The organism is Amycolatopsis acidicola, assembly GCF_007713735.2.
In the GTDB taxonomy this organism is placed as follows: Bacteria; Actinomycetota; Actinomycetes; order Mycobacteriales; family Pseudonocardiaceae; genus Amycolatopsis_E; species Amycolatopsis_E acidicola.
This window is the reverse complement of the sequence record NZ_VMNW02000054.1, coordinates 1-19,351: the sequence shown is the minus strand read 5'-3', so window position 1 is coordinate 19,351 and position 19,351 is coordinate 1. Positions and strand designations below refer to the sequence as shown.

The following is a 19,351-nucleotide window of genomic DNA, read 5'->3' as shown; positions in this document are numbered from 1 at the left end:
ATGGTGCCCATCGAGCGCGTCGGACTCGTCGTTCACAGCGGCAAGGACGTGGCCCGTGCCGCCGCCGCTGAGGTGCGGAAATGGGCGGCCGGGCGCGGGATCCCGTGCGTCGACATCGATGTGTGGGACGACGGGCAGGGCCACCGGCTCAACGCGCGGGAAGAAGCCGAGCGGGCCGGTAATCCGGACCTGATCGTGACGGTCGGCGGCGACGGCACGTTCCTGCGCGGGGTGCGGGTGGCCGGGCCGGTCGACGCGCTGGTGCTCGGCGTGAACGTGGGCCGGGTCGGGTTCCTCACCGAGGTCAACGCGGACGACGTGGTGCGGGCGCTGGACGCGGTGCACCGCGGTGACATCCACGTCGACGCGAGGATGACGTTGACCATGCGCGCTTCGCATCCGCTGGAGATTCCGCACGGTATCGAGGAAATGCTGCGCTACGGCCGCGGTCCCGTGCTGCCGCCGCCGCATGTCCGGCCGGGGATGAAGAGTCAGGTCGGCTGGGGTGTGCCGCTGGATGTGCTGGCGCTCAACGACATCGTGGTCGAGAAGCTCGCGCGGGACCGGCAGGCGAGCCTGGCCGTGTACGTCGGCGGGAAGCTGTTCGCCTCGTACTCGGCCGACGCGCTGATCGTGGCGTCGTCCACCGGCTCCACCGCCTACAGTTTCGCCGCCGGCGGGCCGATCGTGTCGCCGCACCTGGACGCGCTCGTGTTCACGCCGGTGGCCGCGCACATGGTGTTCAACCGGAGCGTGGTGCTGGACAAGACCCAGCGGATCGGGTTGCTGGTGCTGGAACATTCCGGCGATGTCGCGGTCAGTGTCGACGGGCAGCTGCGCGGGGTGCTCGCGCCGGGCGATTGGATTTCGGTGTACGGATCGCAGCGCCGGTCGAAACTCGCGCGGCTGTCCGAGCCGGACTTCCTCGGGCGCGTGCGCGACCGGTTCGGGCTCGTCGACTCGGCCGCCGCCCTCGCCGACGGGCAACCCCCGGCCTACGCGCCGAACGAGCCGATGCCGCCGGATCTGGCGCATCCAGGACCGAATGGGGATTGACACTCTGCGAACCCCCCGCTCACCGCAGCAGGTTCGTCAGTGCCTCCACGGCCGGTCCGAACGCGTGCTCCGCCGGGGTGGCGTAGCCGAGCACGATGCCTTGCGGGTGCACACCAGGGCTGATCCAGTACCGGCCGAGCGGGTCGACGGCGATGGACGCGCGCAGCGCTTGCGCGACCACCTCCCGTTCGGAGCGGAAGCCCGGCGGGAAGCGCAGCAGTAGGTGCAACCCGGCGGAAATGCCGACTGGGGTGATGCCCGCCGGCAGGGCCGCCAGCACGCGATCCCGACGACGCCGGTACGCGAGACGGCGCTGCCGGACATGGCGGTCGTAAGCACCGGAGTTCAGCATTTCCGCCAGCACCAGGTGGTCCAGCGTCGGCGGGCGCCAGCCGAGCGAGTGCAGTTCCGCGCGCATGGGCGCCACGAGCGCGCGCGGCAGGACCAGCCAGCCGATCCGCATCGCGGGCGCCAGCGTCTTGCTCGCCGTGCCCGCGTACACGACGCGCTCCGGGGCGAGCGCTTGCAGGGCACCGATCGGCTGCCGGTCGAAGCGGAATTCTCCGTCGTAGTCGTCCTCGATCACCAGGCCGCCGGTTTTCGTGGCCCAGCGGACGAGTTCCGTCCGCCGTTCCGGGGCCAGGGTGACGCCGAGCGGGTACTGATGCGCCGGGGTCACGACCAGCGCCGGACTGTCTATTTCGGACACTCGGACGCCGCGCTCGTCCACCGGCACGCCCACGGTCGACATCCCGGCGCCCGCCGCACCTTGGCGGAACTCCGGCAGCGAAGGATCCTCGAAAGCCAACTCCCGCACACCACGCGAGTACAACACCCGCGCCAGCAGGAAAAGCGATTGGCCGAACCCACCGGTCACCACGATCCGCGCCGGATCCGCCTGCACCCCACGACTGCGCGCCAGGTAACGCGACAGCGCGTCCCGCAGCACGAGGGAACCACGCGTGTCCGAGTAGTCGAAGACGCTCGCCGGCGCGTCCTGCATCACGCGCCGCGTCGCGGAAACCCAGGCGGCGCGAGGGAAGGACGACAGATCGGGCCGCCCGGGAAACAGATCCCACCGGACGTCCGGGACCCACGGGGCCGTCCGCTGCTGGTCCGGCAGCGCCGGTGCCTCATTCGCGGCCACCCGGGTGGGCGCGCCCTGCGTCGTACGGAGGAAGCCCTCGACGGTGAGGTCCGAGTACACCCTCGTCACCGTGCCGCGCGCGATGCCGAGGTCCTTCGCTAGCGCGCGGGTGGACGGGACGGCCGTGCCCGGGGTGAGCCGCCCCTCGCGGATCGCCTTGCGGAGCGCGTCGGCGAGGCCCTGCCTGCCCGTTTCCGGATCCCAGTCCAGGTGCACGTCCCAGCCCGAACTGGACCACGAATCTGCCACGTCACTGGACCATACTCGTGGGCCAGTTCGGACTAGCGTTGATGCCATGACGAAGCGGATCTCCCTCTCCAACACGCGCCCTGCCTGGCTGAAGGGCGTCATCGCCATCAACGACGACCTCAAGACCGCGGCCGCCGACGCCGGCCTGGACCCCAAGCTGCTGGAACTGCTCAAGATCCGGACTTCGCAGCTGAACGGGTGCGCGTTCTGCCTCGACATGCACGTCAAGGACGCCCGCAAGATCGGCGAGACCGAGCAGCGCATCTACCTGCTCAACGCGTGGCGCGAGGCGGGCGTCTACACGGAGCAGGAGGAGGCCGCGCTCGCGCTGGCCGACGCGATGACGAAGCTGTCCGAAACGCAGGACGTGCCGGAGGACGTGTACCAGCGCGCCACCGCCGCGTTCACCGAGGAGCAGTACACGGTGATCGCCTGGGCGATCACGATCATGAACACCTTCAACCGCCTCAACGTCACCAGCCACACCCCGGTGCCGGCATGACTGCGGCACGGCTGCGGGAGCTGCACGTACCGGGGAAGCCGCTCGTGCTGCCGAACGCGTGGGACGCGGACACCGCGCACCTCGTCGTCGACGCAGGTTTCCCTGTCGTGGCAACGAGTTCGTTCGCGGTCGCGATGGTGCAGGGCTTCCAGGACGGGGAGCACGCGCCGGTCGAGGAAATGTTCGCCGCGGCGGCGCGCATCGCCAAAGCGGTGCCGGTCCCGGTCACGGTGGACGCCGAATCCGGCTACGGCCTGCCCGCCGCCGAGTTCGTCGAGCGGCTGCTGGAGACGGGCGCGGTCGGCTGCAACCTCGAGGACACCGACCACGGCCGCGGGCAGCTGCGCTCGATCTCGGAGCAGAGCGATTTCCTCGCCGCGGTAAGGGAAGCGGCCGGGCAGGAGCTGGTGCTCAACGCTCGCACGGACCTGTTCCTCCGGGCCGAGGACCAGGCCGCGCAGCTGCCGGGCGCCGTCGAGCGCGCGCGAGCGTACCTGGCGGCGGGCGCGGACTGCGTGTACCCGATCGCGGTCCGCTCGGCCGAGGTGCTGGGGGAGTTCGTGAAGGCGGTCAGCCCGGCCGCGGTGAACGGCAACCGAATCCCGGACACCGACCTCGCAAGCCTCGGTGTGGCCAGGATTTCGCTGGGCGCCGGGCTGTGGAAGGAGACAAGGGACTGGTTCGCGAACCGGTTGAAGGAGCTCTGACTCCACTCGGCGGTCAGGTCGCGCGCCCCCTCCAGGCGTGCGATGGTGATCGTCGGGAGGAGGAACAGATGGATATCAAAAGGGTTCTGGGTGCTTGCGCGGCCGCGGTGAGTCTGGTGGCCGTTTCGGTGGTCGGCGCGCCAGGGGCGCAGGCGGCGTCGTGCGGGCTCGACTTCGGCGGCCAGAAGTACACGAACTGCCACAACTACAAGGCCAAGGTGGGGATCAAGTACGTCTGGGGTGCCGGCCCCGGCGGCACGCCGACCGGCTCCACCGTGCAGTACTGCGTGGGTGCCAAGTCCACGAAGAGCATCGCCAGGCCGGATCTCGGGCTCGCCGAGCAGGCCATCGGCGGCGACCAGAAGTGCTGAGGTGAGAGGGGCGGGCGACGCGGCCCGCCCCTCCCCGGATCAGCACTGCTGCTTGTAGAAGTACTGCGAGTTGGCGTCCATGTTCGCCTTGGTGATCGAGTGCAGCGGTGCCGTCAGGTTCTTGGTCACCGGCTTGTTCTCCAGCGCCGCGGCGGCCTGGTCCACGCCCTGCTGCCCGATCATCGCCGGGTCCTGCGCGATCAGCGCCTGGTACTCGCCCTTGCGCAGACCGTCCACTTCGGACGGACTGGCGTCGAAGCCGACCAGGTTGACCTGACCGATCTTGCCCGCGTTGCGCAGGCCCGTCGCCGCGCCCTCACCGGTGTTGAGGTTGGTGGCGAAGATGCCGATCAGGTCCGGGGTCGAGGCCAGCGCCGCGGTCACCTTGGCCGCCGCCTGCTCCGGCTCGTTCTGCGTGAACTGCACGCCGACCGACTTCAGGTTCGGGTGGTTCTTCAGCTCGTCGGTGAAACCCTGCGCCCGCTGCGCGGTGGTCGACGTGCCCGCGATCGTGTCGAGCACCAGCACCGAACCGGATTTGCCCCCGACCAGATCGGCCAGCGTCTGCGCGGCGAGCTTGCCGCCGTCGGTGTTGTTGGAGGAGATCGACGAAACCGCGACGCTGGAGTCCTTCAGCGCCGTGTCCACCTGGACGATCTTCGTGCCGCGGTTGGCCACCTGCTGGATCGGCGCGAGCATCGCCGTGTCGTCGGTGGGGGCGATCAGCAGCGCGCCCGGCGGGTTGGAGCCCAGCGCGTTCACTTTCTCGGTCTGCATCGCCGCGTCGAACTTCTGTGGCGCGCTCGTGGTGAGCTGGTAGCCGAGCTTCTTCGCTTCGGCCTCGGCGCCGCACTGCATCGAGATGTAGAACGGCTCGGCCTGCTGGCCCGGGATCAACGCGAGCTGCTTGCTGTTCTGCACGGTGTCGTTGCCCGACCCGCCGACCTGACCCGAACCACAGGCCGCGAGCAGCGCCGCCGCGGCGACGACCGTGCCCGCGGTGAGCACCTTCTTCATCGACAAACTCCCAACTTCGTTGTGGGGACTAAGGACTGTTCAAAAGTGGTTTGCGTTGCGGTGCGGGTAGCGGAGCGAGCTGAGTCCCGCACCGCAAGCGGCTCCGCCGCTTCTGAAACACAACCTAACGAGAATTGCGCTGCCTGCGGCGGCGCTGGTCGAACCACACGGCGGCGATCAACACCGCGCCGACCGCGATCATCTGCCAGAAGTCCTGGACCTGCGTGATGTTGAAGCCCTTCTTCAGCACCGCCGGGATGAACACCCCGATCACCGTGCCCAGTACTGAACCGACCCCGCCGAACAGGCTGGTGCCACCCATCACCGTGGCGGCGATGGCGTTGAGGTTGTCCGTGGTGTGCGCGGTGATCGTGGTCGAGGCGTAGTAGGCCAGCGACATGAAACCCGCTATCCCGGCGAGGAAACCGGTCAGCGTGTACACCTTCAGCAGGTGCGCGGTGACGCCGATGCCCGAGCGCCTCGCGGCTTCGGCGTTCGACCCGACCGCGTAGGTGTAGCGGCCGAACTTGGTGGTGTGCAACAGCCACGCGCCGATCAGCGTGATCACGACGGCGACGATCACCAGGTTCGGCACCCCGCCGAGCGACGTGCCGTAGCCGAGTGTCTTGTTCAGCACCGTCGGCACGCTGCGCACGTCCGAGCCGTTGTTGAGCAGGTATGCCGCACCGAGCGCCGCGCCCATCGTGCCGAGGGTGACGATCAGCGGCGGGATCTTCGCCACCGCGATGAGGAACCCGTTGATCAGCCCCCAGACCGTGCCCGACACGACCGCGGCGACGAGCCCGATGGTGATCACGCCCCAGCCCGCGGAACCCGCGTTGCCGCCGGGAGAAAGCGCTTCCATCGTCTTGCCGCAGACCATGCCGGCGAAGATCAGCACCGAACCGACGGACAGGTCGATGCCGGAGGTGATGATCACGAACGTCATCCCGACCGAGAGCACCAGCAGGACCGAGGTCTCGATCAGCAGGGTCTGGAAGGTGAACAGGGTGGCGAACTGCTCGGGCGCGATCACCGTGAACACGATGATCAGCGCGATCAGCACCAGCGCGATCCAGAAGGTGTTGGCCGCGATCAGCCGTTGCCCGAGAGAGCGCTTTCCGAACCCACCCTCCACAGAGGACTGGATCTCCTTCGTCCCGGTACTCACGCGGCCTCCTCAACGGACGCGGCAAGCCGCGGCGGCGCCATGACGTCGGCCGACGTGGTGTTCGATGATTCGGACCTGCAAGCAGTCCTCATGCGGCCTCCTCCTGGGTCAGCGCACCCGTCATCGCCGCGACGAGGTCCTCCAGTTTCGTGTCCGCCGCCTGGAACCTGGCCACCCTGGTGCCAAGGCGCAGCACCTCGATCCGGTCCGAGACCGAAAGCACCTCGGGCATGTTGTGGCTGATCAGCACCACCGCGATGCCCTGGTCCCGGACGCGGCGGATCACGTCCAGCACGCGTTCCCGCTGCACCACGCCCAGCGCGGCGGTGGGCTCGTCCATGAACACGACCTTGCTCGCCCAGACCACCGAACGCGCCACCGCGACGCTTTGCCGCTGCCCGCCGGAAAGCGAGCCGATCGGCACGTCCGTGCTCTGCAGGGTCACGCCGAGCCGTTTGAACTCCTCGACGGCCCGCCGGCGCATCTCGCCCTTGTCCAGCATCCCGAGCTTGCCGAGGATGCCCTTGCGGTGGATCTCCCTGCCGAGGAACAGGTTCGCCGCCGGATCCAGCTCGGGCGCCACGGCGAGGTCCTGGTACACCGTCTCGATGCCGAGACGCCGCGCGGTGGTGGGCGAGTCGAGGTGGATCTCCTTGCCGTCCAGCAGGATCTTCCCCGAACTGGGCTGCTCCGCGCCGGACAGGCATTTGATCAGGGTGGACTTCCCCGCGCCGTTGTCGCCGATCAGCGACGTCACTTCGCCGGCCCGCGCCTGGAACGACGCGCCCCGCAGCGCCTCCACGGAGCCGTAGTGCTTCACGATGTTCTGGGCGTCGAGCAGGATCGTTTCACTCATAGGCGCGCTCCCGGAGCTGGTGGGCGGCAACGGATCGTGGTCAGGTCGCCGGACAGCTCGGCCTGGCCCGCCGCGAACGGTACGACCACGGTGTCGCCCTTGGCCAGGGCGAGTTCTCCGCCGTGCTCGGTGCGCAAGGTGCCCTGCCCGTCGAGGACGACGAACACGGCGAATGACGGATCGAGCGCGAGTGGTGCCAAAGGGTGCAGCCGGTCGGCCCGGAAGAAATCCGCGGAGTCCGGCACCAGAAGGTCCACAATGGACCCATCCTCGTCCCCGGTGCGCCGGATGATCGACTCCGGGTCACGCGCGGTGGTGTCCAGCGCCTGCAAGGCGGTGTCGAAACCGATGCCGAGGTGGCCCTTCTCCGGGCTCTCCAGGAAGTCCCGCCACTCGATGGTCAGTGAGAAGTCCGTCGGCTGCTGCAGCTCGACGACGAACACGCCTTCGCCGATCGCGTGCGGCAGCCCGGCGGGGATGTAGACGTTGTCGCCGGGACGCACCGGGACGCTGTTCAGCGCGCCGAGCATCGCTTCGGTGTTCTGCTCGCGCACCCATTCGTCGACCGTGGAAGCGCTTACCGTCTCCTTGAAGCCCGGGTACACCCGCGGATCTTCACCGCTCGTGCCGACCACGATCCACGCCTCGGTCTTGCCGAAATGCGAGTCGAAGTGCTTGCGCGCGAACGAGTTCGACGGATGGAAGTGCACCGGCAGGCGCTGGCCCGCGTCGAGCAGCTTCACCAGCAGCGCGGTCGAATCGGCGAAGGACTCGACGTGCTTCGCGCCGAGCCAGGATGCCGGGTCGGCGCTGACGGCTTCGCGCAGCCGGCGTCCGTCGGGCAGTCTGGTGAGGCCGTTCTCCTCCTGGCCGAACAGGGTGGTGGTGGACGCGATCCAGTCCTCGGGGCCGAACTCCTTGTCGGAGCTCGCTCCGCGCAGCGCGGCGATGGAGGCCCCGCCGCGGTAGAACTGCGGCGGCTGGTTGGCTGGCAGCTTGATCGGTGCGGTCACGGGGCGACCTCACCGGAGCCGCGGGGTACGAGGTGCACGGGCAGAACTACCTTTCTCGGCGGGGAATCCTCGCCGTGGATCCGGGCGAACAGCAGCTCGGCCGCCGCCACCCCGAGCCGGCCGACGTCGTGGCCGATCACCGTGACGGGCGGGTCGAGCAGATCGGCGAGCTCGAAGTCGTCGAAGCTCACCAAGGCGGGGCGCGGGCTGACGTGGGCCAGCGCGCGGAGCAGGTACACGGCGATGCGGTTGTTGCCCGCGATGACGGCTGTCGCGCGCTCCGGGCCGGTGAGCAGGCGCCGCACCGCGTCGGCCACGTTCTCGCGTGTCGGCGTGCGTAGCGCTGTCAGCCGCTCCTCGTAGCGCAGGCCCGCGCGCACGCAGCCTTCCCGGAAACCGCGGAGACGTTCTGACGCGGTGAAGATGTCCGGCCTGTCGCCGAGGAAGGCGATCCGCTGGTGCCCGTGCCGGGCCAGGTGCGCCACCGCTTCGATGGTGCCGCCGAGGTTGTCCACCAGCACCGTGTCGGCCACGATGTCGCCGGCCGGACGGTCGAGGAACACCACCGGCGTGCCGGCCCGCATCTCGGGCACCAGGTAACCGTGCTGCGTGCCGGCCGGGACGACGAGCAGCCCGTCCACCCGGCGCGCGCAGAACTCCAGCGCCAGTTCGCGTTCGTGGTCGGCGTTTTCGTCGGACGAGCCGGTGAGCACGTGCCGCCCGAATGAGGTCGCGACCTTCTCCACCGCGCGGTTGAGCTCCGAGTAGAAGGGGTTGCCGACGTCCTCCACGACCAGGCCGATGGTGCCGGTGCTGGAGCCGCGGCGCAGGTTCCGCGCGCCGAGATTGCGCCGGAAGCCGAGCTGGTCGATGGCGGCGAGCACCCGCTGCGCGGTCTCCGGGTGGACCGCGGGCTCGTCGTTGACCACCCGGGACACGGTCTTGATGCTCACCCCCGCCAGCCGGGCGACATCGTTCATCGTGGCCCGTCTGCCGGTGCTCCGGCGCTGACCGTCCGACAACGTTGTCATAATCTCGGGATCTCACCCGACCGCTGTCCGTTTGTCAATGGTCTGGACTACGCCGGGGACGTTTTCCTTGGTACGTCCGGAGTATCCGCTGTCCGGAACGGGACAGGTTCCACCACGATCCTTGACTGCCCGGTTACCGGGTAACCACAGTGAGTCGCGACGACAAGGTTGTCAGGGAGGCGTGAGCAATGCGGCTTTCGCGGATGGGGACAGGGCTGGCACTGGCGGCCGTCCTCGTGGTTTCCTCGGTCATGCCCGGCGTGCAGGCGGATGCCGCCCCGGCTCAGGACTTGGCGAACTGGGTCAACCCGTTCGTCGGGACGAGGCCGGGCGGCGAGGATCAGGGCACCGGCGGCGGCGCCGGCAACACGTTCCCGGGCGCGGTGGTCCCGTTCGGGATGGTGCAGTGGAGCCCGGACACGGTCACCGAACAGCACGGCGGCTACTACTACGACAGCACGGCACTCAAGGGCTTCAGTCTGACCCACCTCTCGGGCGCGGGCTGCGATACCTACGAGGACATCCCGTTCATCCCGTACGCGGGTGAAGTCACCACGTCACCGGCGACGGATCCCGGCCGGTACACGCTGCCGTTCTCGCACGCGAACGAGCAGGCGAGCGCCGGGCAGTACAGCGTCAAGCTCGACAGCGGCGTGCAGGTCGACCTGACGGCCACCCAGCGCACCGGGTCCGGCCGGTTCAGCTACCCGCAGGACGGCCCGGCCGCGCTGCTGATCAACAGCTCCGGGTCGATCATGGGCACCGACGACGCGCAGATCACGATCGGCAAGGACAGCGTGAGCGGCTGGGCGTCCAGCGGCCGGTTCTGCGGCACGGACTCGCACTACCGCGTGTACTTCTACGCGAAGTTCGACACCCCGTTCGCCTCGATCGGCACCTGGCGCAACGGCACGGTCACCCCGGGCAAGACCACGGAAAACGGTGGCGCGCAGGCGAAAGTGGCCGCGCAGGAGAAGGTGGCCCGCTCCGAGTCGGCGAAACCGACCAGTACCACGGTCAGCGGGCCGGGCAGCGGCGGTTACGTCACCTTCGCTCCAGGCGCGCAGGTGAACGTCCAAGTAGGACTGTCCTTTGTGTCCGTCGATGGGGCGCAGGGAAACCTCAAGGCGGAGAACAACCACAAGTCGTTCGACACCGTGGCGAGCGAGGCGCGCAAGGCCTGGAACGACCGCCTGAACCAGATCCAGGTGACCGGCGGTTCGGACGCGGACAAGACCACGTTCTACACCGCGCTGTACCACTCCCTGATCCAGCCCAACGTGTTCTCCGACTCCGACGGCTCGTACACCGGGTTCGACGGGCGCGTGCACAAGGCGGCCAAGGGCCATGCGGTGTATACGAACTTCTCCGGCTGGGACATCTACCGGTCCGAAATACAGCTGCTCGCGATGCTGGCCCCGGAGGAGACCTCGGACATGGCGCAGTCGATGGTCGACTACGCGCGGCAGGGTGGCAGCTGGGACCGCTGGACGGTGGCGAACGACTACACGGGCGTGATGAACGGCGACCCGTACCACATCATCGTTTCGACGGCGTATGCCTTCGGCGCCAAGGACTTCGACGCGAACTCCGCACTGTCCTCAATGGTCCGCGGCGCGACAGAGCCGACCACGCAAGGATATGTGGAGCGGCCGGGGCTGGCCGACTATCTCAGGCTCGGTTACGTGCCGGGCGCCGGAGCCGACACGCTGGAGTACACGAGCGCGGACTTCTCGATCGCGCAGCTGGCGCAACGGCTCGGTGACACGTCGACGTACCAGACGTTCACGAAACGCGCGCAGAACTGGCAGAACCTGTACAACCCCGCGAGCGGTTACCTTCAGCCGCGGCAGGCCGACGGGACCTTCGCCGAGCCGTACAACCCGGGCAGTTCGTCCGGCTGGGTCGAGGGCAACGGCGCGCAGTACACGTGGATGGTGCCCTACAACGTGGGCGGGTTGATCACCGCGCTCGGCGGGAACCAGGCCGTACAGTCCCGGTTGGACGAATTCTTCACCGAGCTGAACGCGGGAACCCAGGATCCGCACGCGTTTCTCGGCAACGAGCCGAACGCGAACTCCCCATGGCTGTACGACTTCGCCGGCGCTCCCTACAAGACGCAGGCCGTCGTGCGCAAGGCGATGACCGAGCTCTACAACCCCAACCCGGAGGGCCTCGTCGGCAACGACGACCTCGGCCAGATGTCCTCCTGGTACGTGTGGTCGGCGCTGGGCATGTACCCGGAGATCCCGGGCCGTGCCGAGCTCGTGCTCGGTTCTCCCTTGTTCAGCAAGGCGGTCATCAAGACGGGTGCCGGGAAGACCATCACCGTCAACGGTTCCGGGTCCGGCGAGTACGTGACCGGGCTGAAGGTGAACGGCGCGGACACGACGAAGACCTGGCTGCCCGAGTCGTTCGTGGCCAACGGCGGCACGCTCGACTACACGCTCTCCGGCACGCCGGACACGTCGTGGGGCAGCGCGCCTTCCGACGCGCCACCGTCCTTCCGCGACGGTGAGACACCCGCACTGTCCTATGTGGATCCCGGAAGTCTGACGATTCCCTCCGGGGGCAGTGGCACGGCGAAGATCGGCGCGCAGGACCTTTCCGGAACCACGCGGACGTGGCACTGGAGCGCCGACCCGCCGGCCGGGATCACGGTGACCCCGTCGTCCGGCGACCTCGAAGTGCCGGCCGGGGCCAAGGTGACCGCCGACGTGACGGTGAATGTCGCGGCCGGCACGGCCGACGGGCGCTACCAGGTGCCGATAACGCTGACCGCCGACGGGCAGCAGCCGCTGACCACGACGCTCGGGGTTCTCGTGGCACAGCCCGGAAGCTGGCTCGCCACGGTGAACAACGCGGGCATCTCGCCGGACGCGCAGCCCGGCGTGGCGAACTTCGACGGGGTCGGCTTCAGCTATTCGTCCGACGCTCTCGCGGCCGCGGGCGCGACACCCGGCGGCACAGTCACCGTCGACGGTTTGTCCTACACCTGGCCGAATTACCCGGCGGGAGATCCGGACAATGTGCTCGCACAAGGACAAACGGTGAACGTGTCCGGCAGCGGGCGGCTCGCGTTCCTCGGCGCGGCGGCGAACGGCAACGCCTCGGGCACGGTCACGATCACCTACACCGACGGCAGTACGAGCACCGCGCAGCTCGGGTTCTCCGACTGGACGCTCGGGGCCGGGGCGCAACAGCTCGCGTACGGGAACGTCAAGGCGGTCACGACCTCGTACCGGAACAGCACGGGCGGTGACACGCAACAGATCGGCACCTACGTGTTCGCGAGCGCACCGATCACTTTGGACAGTGGGAAGCAGGTCGCCAGTGTGACCCTGCCGTCCTCGGTTTCGGGTGGACAGCTGCACGTCTTCGCGATCGGGGTGGGCGCATGAGATGACGCGCATCGGGGGTCGTGAGAACAATCACGACCCCCGATGTTCCCGTGAGCACGGTCACGGCGCACACTGGTATCGAAACGTCCGACAGCGTGGTTGACGTCGACCGGGTGAAGTCCCGGCCGACCCCCGTTGCCGGACGATTTTTGTGTGTGTGACCTATAGGGAGGAAGTCGTGTCCAGCAAGGCCGCTCTCGTTTTCCGCGTGGCCGCAGTCGCCGAGGCGTTTTCCTGGGCGGGTTTGCTGATCGGGATGATTCTGAAGTACGGCTTCCACACCTCCCACGAGGGTGGCGTCCCGGTGCTCGGCATGGTGCACGGAGTGATCTTCGTGCTGTACGTCATCACCTCCCTGTCTGTGTTCAAGCCGCTGGGCTGGCGGCCGAAGACCCTGCTGCTGGCGCTGCTGGCGAGCATCCCGCCGTTGTTCACCTGGTGGTTCGAGACCTGGGCGCTGCGCACCGGCAAGCTGGACGGCCCCCAGCGCCAGATCTACGGTGGCACCGGTCTTTTCGCCAAGACCCCCGTCTCCGCCTGACTTCCCGCGACGACGTGCGGGCTCTCGGTTCGAGGGCCCGCACTTTCGTCGTTCCTGGGCGGCCGCCTAGTCCACGAAGTCGCCGGTGGCTTTGCGGATGCGGGTGAGCAGCTCGGTGAGCTGGGTGGTCTGGTTGCCGGTCAACCCGACGAGTCCGAAGTCGATCGCCGTCACCGCCTTGGTGGCTTCCGCGTGCCGGGCGCGTCCGTCGTCGGTGATCTCGACCAGCGTCGTGCGGCGGTCGGTCGGGTGCGGCATCCGCTTCACGAGCCCGTCACGCTCCAGCCGGTCGACGATGTTGGTGACGCTCGTCGGGTGCAGCTGCAACCGTTCGCCCATCACGCGCATCGGCAGGCTCGAGCGCCGCGCGAAAGTGAGCAACACCAACGCTTCGTACCTGGCGAAAGTCAGCCCGTGCGGTTTCAGCGCGCCGTCCACGGCCGACTGGATGATCTGCTGCACGCGCATCAACCCGGTGACCGCGGCCATCGTGTCGGACGGCCCGATCCGGTCCTCCCACAGCTGCGCGGCGCGGGCGATCGGGTCGAAGGGCAGGGGACGGCTCATGAAATGGCAAGCTACCAGCGGGTACCAGAGCGTTGGGGCAGGGTAGTGCCCGAACCCGAACGCACAACGTGAAAGGGGCAGCCATGCTCGTGGCATTCAGCGTCAGCCCGTCCGGCGGTGACCCGGAGGGCGGGGTCAGCGAAGCCGTCGCGCGCGCGGTCAAAGTGGTCCGCGACTCGGGGCTGCCGAACTCGACGAACGCGATGTTCACCAACGTCGAGGGCGAGTGGGACGAGGTCATGGACGTCGTCAAACGGGCGGTCGAAGCCGCTGGTGAGGGCTCGTCCCGGGTGGCGCTGGTGCTGAAGGCCGACATCCGGCCCGGCTACACCGGTCAGCTGACCGCGAAGGTGGAGCGCGTCGAAGACCACCTCCGGTGAATCTTCCGGGCGCGCGTGCCAGGATGGACGCGTGACGAACCCACGCGGAGCAGCAGCGAATTCAGCAGCCATGTCCGCCGCGCTCTCCGGCGCGGTCGATCTGTCCGCGCTGAAGGCACGCGCGGACGCGCAGCGCCAACAGCAGTCGTCGCCGCAGGCGCCGACCGGCGGCGGCGGCGCGCCCGCCGGTGGCGCGGTGCTCAATGTCACCGAGGCGGATTTCCAGCCCGAGGTCGTCGAGCGGTCCCTGAACCAGCTCGTGGTCGTCGAGCTGACGGCGAGCTACAGCGGGCAGGCCCAGCAACTCAGCCAGACCCTCGACAAGCTCGCCTCCCATGCGAACGGTGCCTGGGTGCTGGCCAGGGTCGACGTCGAGGCCAGCCCGCGCATCGCGCAGCTCTTCGGCGCCCAGTCCATCCCGACGGTGGTCGCGGTCGCCGGCGGGCAGCCGGTGCACGCCTTCGCCGGCGCGTTGCCCGAGGCCGAGGTCCAGAAGTGGCTCGACGAACTTCTCGACGCCCTCAAGGACAAGCTGCCCGGCGCGCAGGGCGCGCAGCAGGGCGGCGAGCCGGCCGAGGAGCCGGAAGACCCGCGCTTCACCGAGGCGGAGGACGCCTTCGCCCGGGGTGACTTCGCGGCGGCGGAGGCGGCGTACCAGCGGATCCTGGACGTGGAGCCGGCGAACGAGCAGGCGAAGGCGGCCCTGGTGCACGTCCGGTTCGAGGCCCGCGCCGCCGAGGCCGACTCGTCCGCGGTGGCCAAGGCCGACGCGGAGCCGGGCGACCTGGACGCGCAGCTCGCGGCCGCGGACTTCGAGGTCGCGCAGAACGAAGCGGAGGCGGCCTTCGACAGGCTGATCGCCGCGGTGCGGCGCACGGCAGGCGACGACCGGAACCGGGTGCGCGAGCACCTGGTGGGGTTGTTCGAGCTGTTCGACCCGGCCGACGAGCGGGTGGCCAAGGCCCGGCGGAACCTGGCATCGGCACTCTTCTGACCGACCACGAAAAACGCCGCTCACGTGCGAGGTGAGCGGCGTTTTTCGTGCTGCGGCAAGGGTTTCTAGCCGTACTGCTGGGTGCAGGGCGTCGAGCCCTGGAGGTAGCCGGTGCGCATCGCCTCGACGCGGGTGAACCCGGCGTCCACGCGTTTCCCGTTGACGTCCGCCGCCACGAGGCTGTCCGGGCGAAGCAGGTCCGAGATCGCCTCGTCCAGGTCACCCGCCGACAGCCGCAGCTTGCCGCTGGTGGACGCGACCGCCGCCCAGGCGCCGACGAGGCAAGCCGTGCGCAGGCCCGCGTTGGCGTTGTCGATGGACGCGCCGACGCCCTTCTGGATGCCGAGCGTGTACCGGGAGGCGATTTCCGAGAAGGCCGCGAAGTCGCCGTGCCCGCCGCTGTCCTCGCCGTTCCACTCGGCCTCGGTGTCGACCGGTTTGCCCAGCGCCGCCAACGACGACAGGTCGATGCTCACGCTGTTGTCCGACGCGCAGTACGACGCGGGCGGGGTGGCCGCGCCGCTCGGGCAGCTCCCGCCGCCGTCGGTGATCTCCGGGCCCGGCACGTTCGCGCCCTGGAACGCGGAGTCGAGGCTTTCCTTCAGCACGGCAACGGAATCATCGGTGATCTTGGTGTCGCCCTCGGTCTTGTCGCCCTTGTCGAAGGGGCGCTCGGTGAGCCGGGGCTTGATGTTGTCCATGTTCAGCGCCGCGCAGTCCTTCGGGCCCTTCTCGAACCCGAGCTGGAACGCGAAGATGCGGTCGAACGCCGTGCCGTGCGCCTGCTGGTCGGTGGCCGAGGTGCCCGCGCTGTCGCGGACCAGGAACAGCGACGACAGCGCCGAGTTCAGCCCCTCGCCGGTGGACACGTTGAAGTACTTGCTCTTGCCCTCCGCGACCCAGCGGTAGTAGCCGCCGGCGAAGCAGTCGGCCTGCTGCTCCTTGACGATCGTCGGGGTGGACTTGCTGATCCCGGTCTGGTCCTTGATCCGGTACTGGACCGCGTGCCCGAACTCGTGCGCCAGCACGGTGACCACCGAGAGCGGGCCGAACTGCTGGATCATCGTGGGCAGCAGCACACTGCGGTCCCAGGCGACCGAGTCGTCCGCGCCGCAGTAGAACGCGTTGACGTTCTTCTTCGTGTCGCCGCAGCCGTTCTCCTGGTTGGGGCCGTCCGACTCGTACGACAGCAGCGATTTGACCGGCTCGAACTGGACGCCGAAGTCGTTGGGCAGCTGTTCGCCCCAGTAGGCCTCGACGTCGGCGATCGTGGCCGTGGCGAGTTTGTCCGCCTCGTCGTCGCTGACGTTCTCCACCTGGAGGTCCGGGGTCGGGGCGTCCGACTTCAACCCGCTCTCGAAGTGCGTGATCGGCAGCCCGTCGACGGTGCCCGCCGCGGTGGACGACTCGCCCTTCCCGCCGCAGGCCGCCAAGCCCAGCACCAGTACCGCCGTCAAAACGGCGGCCAACGGCCGTCGTGGTCCCCCTGCGCGCATCTTCACCGTTCCTTCGTCACCTACGGACACGGGCACCTTACCGATATCGTCGGCTCTCATGAGAGCAATTCGTCGGTTCACCGTCCGCGCCAGCCTCCCGGAGCCACTGGCCGGGCTGCGGGAGTTGGCGACCAACCTGCGTTGGACGTGGCACCCGCCGACCAGGGACCTGTTCGCGTCCTTGGACGACGAACTGTTCCGCCGGGTTCGCGATCCGCTCCGGATGTTGCTCGCGGTGCCTTCGAGCAGGCTGGAGGAGCTTGCCGCGGACGAGAAGTTCCTGGCGAGGGCGAACGCGGCCACCGAGGATCTGCGCCGCTACCTGACCGAGGACAGGTGGTACCAGGAGCAGCAGGCGGGCGCGCCGCGCAGCATCGCCTACTTCTGCATGGAGTTCGGTGTGCACGAAGCGTTGCCGAACTACTCGGGCGGGCTGGGCGTGCTCGCGGGCGATCACCTCAAGGCCTCGTCGGATCTCGGTGTCCCGGTGATCGGGGTCGGGCCGCTGTACCGGGCAGGCTACTTCCGGCAGGGGCTCTCGCTCGACGGCTGGCAGCTCGAGCACTACCCGGTGATCGACCCGAACGCGCTGCCGCTGGACCTGCTCATCGGCGAGAACGGCGAGCCGGAGCTGGTGCACGTCGCGATGCCCGGCGGCCGTGACATGTACGCGCAGGTATGGCTGGCGCACGTCGGCCGGGTTCCGTTGCTGTTGCTGGACACCGATGTGGAGGCCAACGACGAGGACCTGCGCCGCGTCACCGACCGGCTCTACGGCGGGGACGCGGATCATCGCATCCGGCAGGAGATCCTCGCCGGGATCGGCGGGATGCGCGCCGTGCGGCGGTACTGCGAGCTGACCGGGCATCCGCAGCCGGAGGTCTTCCACACCAACGAAGGCCACGCCGGTTTCCTCGGCCTGGAGCGAGCGCGGGAGATCATCGACGAGAACGGTCTCGGCTTCGACGAGGTGCTGCCACCGGTGCGCGCGGGCACCGTGTTCACCACGCACACCCCGGTGCCCGCCGGCATCGATCGTTTCCCGGTGGACCTCGTGCAGCACTACTTCGGTGACGGGCGCCTGCTACCGGGCATCGAGACGCAGCGCATCCTCGCGCTCGGCGCCGAGGACAACCCCGGCATGTTCAACATGGCGCACATGGGTTTGCGGCTCGCCCAGCGGGCCAACGGCGTTTCCCAGCTGCACGGCCGGGTTTCGCGTCGCATGTTCGCGCGGCTGTGGTCCGGGTTCGACGAGGACGAGGTGCCGATCACCTCGGTGACCAACGGCGTGCACGGGCCGACGTGGGTCGCCAGGGAGCTGACGGCGTTGCTCGGCGGCAAGCACAAGGAGTGGGGCCACAAGGGACAGTTGCCCAGCGACCAGGGCGTTTCCGATGAGGAGCTGTGGGCGCTGCGCCGTGACCTGCGGCAGAAACTGGTCGTCGAGGTGCGTCGCCGGGTGCGTGACGCGTGGCTGCAGCGCGGTGCTTCGGCGCTGGAACTGGGCTGGATCAACACGGTTTTCGACCCGGACGTGCTCACGGTCGGTTTCGCCCGCCGCGTGCCCACGTACAAGCGGCTCACGCTCATGCTGCGCGATCCCGAGCGGTTGCGGGCGCTGCTGCTGGACGAGGACAGGCCGATCCAGGTCGTCGTGGCCGGGAAGTCGCATCCCGCCGACGAGGGCGGGAAGCAGCTGATCCAGCAGATCGTCCGCTTCGTCGACGATCCGGAAGTGCGGCGCCGTATGGTTTTCCTGCCGGACTACGACATGTCGATGGCCCGGTATCTGTATCGCGGTTGCGATGTGTGGCTGAACAACCCGACCCGTCCGCTGGAGGCGTGTGGCACGTCGGGCATGAAGTCCGCGCTCAACGGCGGGCTCAACCTGTCCATCCGGGACGGTTGGTGGGACGAGTGCTACGACGGCAGCAACGGCTGGGCCATCCCGACCGCCGACGGCATCCGTGACCCGCTCCGCCGTGACGAGCTGGAAGCGGCCGCGCTGTACGACCTGCTGGGCCAGCAGGTCGCGCCGTTGTTCTACGAGCGCGACGGGGACAACGTGCCGAAGGGCTGGATGTCGATGGTCTGGCACACCCTCGACACCCTCGGCCCGCGCGTGCAAGCTTCGCGGATGGTGCGCGAGTACGTCGAGTCGCACTACCAGCCCGCGGCCCGCACGGTCACCGCCGCGAGCCAGGACTCCTACGCCGGTGCGAAATCGCTTTCGGAGTACCGCAAACGCATCGAGACGGTGTGGCCGCACGTGAAGATCTTCGACACCGAGATGACCGCGGAAGCACTGGAAGTGGGCAGCGAGGTGCGGCTGCGGGCGCGCATCGACCTCGCGGGCCTCGATCCGTCCGAAGTGGACATCCAGGCCGTGGTGGGCAGGGTCGAAGACACCGACGACTTGCACGAGCCGATGACGGTGCCCATGACCCCCGGCGGCATCGGCGAGTTCGTGGCGGTCGTGCGCCTGCCGCGCGCGGGTTCGCTGGGCTACACCGTGCGCGTCCTGCCGAAACACCCGCTACTGGCAACCCCAGCAGAACTAGGAAAAGTAGCCCTGGCCTAGCAACCCCCGCCCCACGGCGTGTTTGCCATTCCCGCGGGCATGTTGGCCGCCCACGTCGACGTGTTGGCTCCCGCCGTCGGTTGGTTGGCCCCCGGCGGGGCCAACACGCCCCGCATGGGTGCGAGCACTTCCGGGGCGGCCAACACGGTGACCGGGGCGGCCAACACGCTGACCGGTGCGGCAAACACGCTGACCGGTGCGGCAAACACGGCGGCGGGAACGGCCAACACGCCGACGGGGGCGGCAAATGTGCCGGGTGGGGTTAGGG

17 protein-coding genes are annotated in these 19,351 nt (G+C 68.8%); 9 read left to right on the top strand and 8 right to left on the bottom strand.

All coding sequences use genetic code 11. The features are described from left to right. Positions 1–1,056 carry an NAD(+)/NADH kinase gene (locus FPZ12_RS28970; RefSeq protein ID WP_144753238.1) on the top strand — a complete coding sequence of 352 codons (1,056 nt, stop codon included), beginning with the start codon at positions 1–3 and terminating at the stop codon, positions 1,054–1,056. Between the two features lie 19 nt (positions 1,057–1,075). Here the strand turns inward: FPZ12_RS28970 and pdxR are convergent, their stop codons facing one another. Beyond that, entirely contained in the window at positions 1,076–2,452 is a 1,377-nt protein-coding gene (gene pdxR / locus FPZ12_RS28965) for a MocR-like pyridoxine biosynthesis transcription factor PdxR (protein WP_144753235.1), read from the bottom strand. Positions 2,453–2,498: 46 nt separating this feature from the next. Between pdxR and FPZ12_RS28960 the strand changes: the two genes are divergently transcribed. The 3 genes from FPZ12_RS28960 to FPZ12_RS28950 all read left to right on the top strand — a co-directional run bounded on the left by FPZ12_RS28960 (position 2,499) and on the right by FPZ12_RS28950 (position 4,032). Beyond that, a complete protein-coding gene (locus tag FPZ12_RS28960) occupies positions 2,499–2,954 on the top strand; it encodes a carboxymuconolactone decarboxylase family protein (RefSeq protein ID WP_144753232.1) in 456 nt (151 codons plus the stop codon). After that, a complete protein-coding gene (locus FPZ12_RS28955) occupies positions 2,951–3,661 on the top strand; it encodes an isocitrate lyase/PEP mutase family protein (protein WP_144753229.1) in 711 nt (236 codons plus the stop codon). The genes FPZ12_RS28960 and FPZ12_RS28955 overlap by 4 nt, the downstream gene beginning before the upstream one ends. Positions 3,662–3,729: 68 nt before the next feature. Beyond that, entirely contained in the window at positions 3,730–4,032 is a 303-nt protein-coding gene (locus FPZ12_RS28950) for a hypothetical protein (RefSeq protein ID WP_144753227.1), read from the top strand. A gap of 39 nt (positions 4,033–4,071) precedes the next feature. Here the strand turns inward: FPZ12_RS28950 and FPZ12_RS28945 are convergent, their stop codons facing one another. From FPZ12_RS28945 to FPZ12_RS28925, 5 genes are all read right to left on the bottom strand, one after another. Further along, positions 4,072–5,049 (bottom strand): ABC transporter substrate-binding protein, encoded by a 978-nt coding sequence (locus FPZ12_RS28945; RefSeq protein WP_166462939.1) that lies wholly within the window; start codon positions 5,047–5,049, stop codon positions 4,072–4,074. A 124-nt stretch (positions 5,050–5,173) separates the two neighbouring features. Next, complete coding sequence (locus FPZ12_RS28940) at positions 5,174–6,220, bottom strand: ABC transporter permease (protein ID WP_144753221.1); 1,047 nt, start codon at positions 6,218–6,220, stop codon at positions 5,174–5,176. 88 nt (positions 6,221–6,308) lie between these two features. Next, on the bottom strand, positions 6,309–7,076 hold the full coding sequence (locus tag FPZ12_RS28935) for an ATP-binding cassette domain-containing protein (protein WP_144753219.1): 768 nt from the start codon (positions 7,074–7,076) through the stop codon (positions 6,309–6,311). Then, a complete protein-coding gene (locus FPZ12_RS28930; protein ID WP_144753216.1) occupies positions 7,073–8,089 on the bottom strand; it encodes a class I mannose-6-phosphate isomerase in 1,017 nt (338 codons plus the stop codon). The genes FPZ12_RS28935 and FPZ12_RS28930 overlap by 4 nt, the downstream gene beginning before the upstream one ends. Beyond that, the gene (locus tag FPZ12_RS28925) at positions 8,086–9,069 is read right to left on the bottom strand and encodes a LacI family DNA-binding transcriptional regulator (RefSeq protein ID WP_144753213.1); all 984 of its coding nucleotides are present in this window, start codon (positions 9,067–9,069) and stop codon (positions 8,086–8,088) included. The genes FPZ12_RS28930 and FPZ12_RS28925 overlap by 4 nt, the downstream gene beginning before the upstream one ends. Positions 9,070–9,308: 239 nt before the next feature. Here FPZ12_RS28925 and FPZ12_RS28920 point away from each other — a divergent pair, with 239 nt between their 5' ends. Next, positions 9,309–12,521, top strand: coding sequence for a GH92 family glycosyl hydrolase (locus FPZ12_RS28920; RefSeq protein WP_243770085.1), 3,213 nt, complete (start codon positions 9,309–9,311; stop codon positions 12,519–12,521). 178 nt (positions 12,522–12,699) lie between these two features. Continuing rightward, the gene (locus FPZ12_RS28915) at positions 12,700–13,062 is read left to right on the top strand and encodes a DUF3817 domain-containing protein (RefSeq protein WP_144753210.1); all 363 of its coding nucleotides are present in this window, start codon (positions 12,700–12,702) and stop codon (positions 13,060–13,062) included. A gap of 66 nt (positions 13,063–13,128) precedes the next feature. Here the strand turns inward: FPZ12_RS28915 and FPZ12_RS28910 are convergent, their stop codons facing one another. After that, complete coding sequence (locus FPZ12_RS28910; protein WP_144753207.1) at positions 13,129–13,629, bottom strand: MarR family winged helix-turn-helix transcriptional regulator; 501 nt, start codon at positions 13,627–13,629, stop codon at positions 13,129–13,131. A gap of 83 nt (positions 13,630–13,712) precedes the next feature. Between FPZ12_RS28910 and FPZ12_RS28905 the strand changes: the two genes are divergently transcribed. Next, entirely contained in the window at positions 13,713–14,009 is a 297-nt protein-coding gene (locus tag FPZ12_RS28905; protein ID WP_144753203.1) for a thiamine-binding protein, read from the top strand. A gap of 70 nt (positions 14,010–14,079) precedes the next feature. Next, positions 14,080–15,003 carry a tetratricopeptide repeat protein gene (locus tag FPZ12_RS28900; protein ID WP_208026058.1) on the top strand — a complete coding sequence of 308 codons (924 nt, stop codon included), beginning with the start codon at positions 14,080–14,082 and terminating at the stop codon, positions 15,001–15,003. Positions 15,004–15,068: 65 nt separating this feature from the next. On the opposite strand, the gene FPZ12_RS28895 is transcribed toward FPZ12_RS28900, so the two are convergent. Continuing rightward, a complete protein-coding gene (locus FPZ12_RS28895) occupies positions 15,069–16,499 on the bottom strand; it encodes a neutral zinc metallopeptidase (RefSeq protein ID WP_144753198.1) in 1,431 nt (476 codons plus the stop codon). A 58-nt stretch (positions 16,500–16,557) separates the two neighbouring features. On the opposite strand from FPZ12_RS28895, the gene glgP reads away from it, so the two are divergent. Next, positions 16,558–19,083, top strand: a complete 2,526-nt coding sequence (gene glgP / locus FPZ12_RS28890) for an alpha-glucan family phosphorylase (protein ID WP_144753195.1) — start codon at positions 16,558–16,560, stop codon at positions 19,081–19,083. Positions 19,084–19,351 lie beyond the last annotated feature (268 nt).